The 1,782-nt window shown below is 66.2% G+C and carries 2 protein-coding genes; both read left to right on the forward strand.

The features are described 5' to 3' along the window. Positions 1 to 67 precede the first annotated feature (67 nt). Entirely contained in the window at positions 68 to 1,279 is a 1,212-nt protein-coding gene (sufD, locus tag B4M62_RS03595; protein WP_414651768.1) for a Fe-S cluster assembly protein SufD, read from the forward strand. 52 nt (positions 1,280 to 1,331) lie between these two features. Next, a partial coding sequence (locus B4M62_RS03600) for an ABC transporter ATP-binding protein (protein ID WP_290705297.1) occupies positions 1,332 to 1,782 on the forward strand: 451 nt, incomplete at its 3' end.

The raw sequence follows: 1,782 nt of genomic DNA on the forward strand, positions 1-1,782 counted from the left end.
TGCCCATGGAATACGCCCTCGAGCTAACCCGGCTCATCGAGCTGCAGATGGAAGGATCCGTCGGCTGATGGCGAATACGACGACCCCCGGTACCGACGCCATGAGTGGGCCGAGCGCCACGGTTTTGGCAGCCAACAAAGCTGAACAGTTCACCTCCTTCGAGGTCGACGCCTTCGAGGTACCCGGTCAGCGCGAAGAGGCGTGGCGGTTCACCCCCTTCCGTCGCCTTCGCGGCCTGCACAACGGTTCGGCACCGGCGACCGGCGTCGCTACCGTCGAGGTCGTGGTGGCTGACGGGTCCCTGCCGACCGGACTGACCGTCGAAACGGTCACCCGCGGAGATGACCGCCTCGGTCAGGGGGGTGTCCCATTCGATCGCATTGCCGCGCAGGCATTCTCGTCGTTCCCCGAGGCCACGATCGTTACCGTGGCCGCCGAGACCGTCCTCGACGACCCGGTGGCGATCACCATTACCGGGCCGGGAGTGGATGAAACCGCCTACGGTCACCTCCAGATTCGGCTCGAACGGTTCGCCACGGCGACAATCATCATTGATCAGCGCGGCAGTGGCACCTATGCCGAAAACATCGAGTTCATCGTCGGGGACAATGCCCATCTGACGGTGGTCAACCTCCACGAATGGGCCGACGACACAGTCCATGTCGCCGCCCATCACGCGCTGCTGCAGCGTGACGCAACGTTGCGGCACTTCGCCGTCTCGCTCGGCGGTGACCTCGTGCGACTCTCGCCGACCGTGCACTACGGTGCGCCCGGTGGCGACGCTGAACTATGGGGTCTGTACTTCGCCGACGCCGGTCAACACCTCGAGCAGCGGCTGCTGGTCGATCACTCGCAGCCGCACTGTCGCTCGTTCGTCACCTACAAGGGTGCGCTGCAGGGCGATCCGGCGCTGGGACACGGCCATGAGGCCCATACGGTGTGGATCGGCGACGTACTGATCCGCCCGGCGGCCGAGGGCACCGACACCTACGAACTCAACCGCAACCTGGTGCTCACCGACGGCGCCCGCGCAGACTCGGTGCCGAACCTGGAAATTGAGACCGGCGAGATCGTCGGCGCGGGCCATGCCAGCGCCACCGGCCGATTCGACGATGAGCAGCTGTTCTACCTGATGGCCCGCGGCATCCCCGAGGACGCCGCCCGACGGCTGGTTGTGCGCGGGTTCTTCGGCGAGATCATCGCCAAGATCCCGGTGCCCGCGTTGCGCGAGCGCCTCACCGAGGCCGTTGAGGCCGAATTGGCGGTCGGCGGGGTCTAACCGCCCCATCGACCCCACAGCCCACACATCACACCACCACCAAGGACTTGAAGTGACCACACTGGAAATCCGCGATCTGCAGGTTCGCGTCGCCACCACCGACCCCGACGCCAAGCCGATCGAGATCCTCAAAGGTGTCAACCTCACCGTGAAGTCGGGCGAGACCCACGCCATCATGGGGCCCAACGGCTCGGGCAAATCGACGCTGTCCTACGCGATCGCCGGCCACCCCAAGTACGAGGTCACCGGCGGCTCGATCACCCTCGACGGTGAGGACGTACTGGCGATGAGCGTCGACGAGCGCGCCCGCGCCGGGCTGTTCCTGGCCATGCAATACCCCGTCGAGGTGCCCGGCGTGTCGATGTCGAACTTCCTGCGGACCGCGGTCACCGCCGTGCGCGGCGAGGCGCCGAAGCTGCGCCACTGGGTTAAGGAGGTCAAGGAGTCGATGTCGGCGCTCGAGATTGACTCGGCCTTCGCCGAGCGCAGCGTCAACGAGGGCT

Source organism: Gordonia sp. UBA5067, from assembly GCF_002414845.1.
GTDB classification, from domain to species: Bacteria; Actinomycetota; Actinomycetes; order Mycobacteriales; family Mycobacteriaceae; genus Gordonia; species Gordonia defluvii.

Excerpts from the sequence above, each read along its gene's own strand:
- sufD (WP_414651768.1), top strand. The coding sequence starts at position 68 with ATGGCGAATACGACGACCCCCGGTACCGACGCCATGAGTGGGCCGAGC.